The following is a 1,312-nucleotide window of genomic DNA, read 5'->3' as shown; positions in this document are numbered from 1 at the left end:
TGTGCCATTAAACGAACGTTTATTGAAACACTTTTCTATAAAAATAAGGTTTTAATTATCAAAGACCTATCTCTACACTCTATACAACCTCTTCTTTTTATTATTGATTCATTGCCCAAATCGTAACTTTTAACAATCTTTGCAAAGTACAAAAATCATTTAAAATTTAAGTTTATGACAAACAACGATCAAAAAAAACAGATTTTAACGGTTCTATAAAGATAGAACTCGGAAACGGAGAAACGATAGAAGGTATTATTAATGTACAGCGCATTGACAAACAAGAAATTGACCACAGAATAGTAATCAGACATCACAAAGGATCTTTAATAAAAGCACTGGCTATTTCGCTTGCCTCAGAAGAAAAAACAACAGTCAGTGTAACGGAAATTGCCAAAGAAATCAATACTCTATTTCGATTTGAATATAAAAAACAAGGAATATATAAGGAGGTTGAATTCAAAACATTAACAACTGAGATTGGCAGAACGATCACATCCCGTAAAAAGTAGATATAAACTTCAAAAAGTAGATACAATAAAAATCCGCCATTTGAGCGGATTTTTACATTTTTCCAACGATTAGTTCCATCCGAATATTATCCCGACCTTGCAACCGTTATCGGAAAAATATAAACTCATAAAACAAAATGAAATGAAAAAAAGAAATTTGGAACCTGTTATGGAGAATGTAAAAAGGAGATGGACAAGACAAATCGTACAAGAGAAAGGTTATACACAAACCACTGCTATATGGATGGCAGAGCGTATTGAGGCACTGATAGACTGGATGCAACATGGGCATGCGATGATTGCTTATCGTAGGGCTATTGATGGAGAGTTTCAGTTTGTAAAAGCAACACTGATTTATTACAGATACGACTTCAAACGGGAGTACGAAGCAAGCAAAGTACAGGAAGCTGTGATGTACTGGGATGTAGAGGAAGGAAAGTGGAAACGCTTCCGGGTGGAGAACTTTTTGGAATGGAAAAAGTGTATTTAATTGAAAATTGAAAGTTGAAAATTGAAAATTGCTGTTCAGCATGATAGCACAGCCAATTTTCATTTTTCAACTTTCAATTTTCAACTTTCAATTAAACAAATATGGCAACAGAATTTAATGGAATCGTTTATTTTCCTACGAAAGCAGCTTTCTTTGAGGGAGCCGTATCCGAATCATTGGAGGCTAAATATGGTATCAAAGGACCTTATCTGGTAATAAAAATACTTTGTAAGATATATAAAGAGGGGTATTACATACAATGGGATGAGGAACAATGTGAGATATTTGCCTATAAATTGGGAAGGGAATA

At 33.8% G+C, this 1,312-nt stretch carries 2 protein-coding genes; both read left to right on the top strand.

Going from position 1 to position 1,312, the window contains the following annotated elements; genetic code table 11:
• Positions 1–654 precede the first annotated feature (654 nt).
• Positions 655–1,002, top strand: a complete 348-nt coding sequence (locus QX565_RS10345; RefSeq protein WP_289292707.1) for an SH3 beta-barrel fold-containing protein — start codon at positions 655–657, stop codon at positions 1,000–1,002.
• A gap of 101 nt (positions 1,003–1,103) precedes the next feature.
• A partial coding sequence (locus tag QX565_RS10340; RefSeq protein WP_289292706.1) for a Lin1244/Lin1753 domain-containing protein occupies positions 1,104–1,312 on the top strand: 209 nt, incomplete at its 3' end.

Source organism: Bacteroides sp. 41_26 (genome assembly GCF_949740115.1).
Lineage (GTDB): Bacteria > Bacteroidota > Bacteroidia > Bacteroidales > Bacteroidaceae > Bacteroides > Bacteroides nordii.
Note: the sequence above shows the minus strand (reverse complement) of the source record. Positions and strands in the feature narration are given on the sequence as shown.

Bases quoted from the DNA above. Each gene is read 5' to 3' on its own strand.
- QX565_RS10345 (WP_289292707.1), top strand. From the start codon at position 655: ATGAAAAAAAGAAATTTGGAACCTGTTATGGAGAATGTAAAAAGGAGA.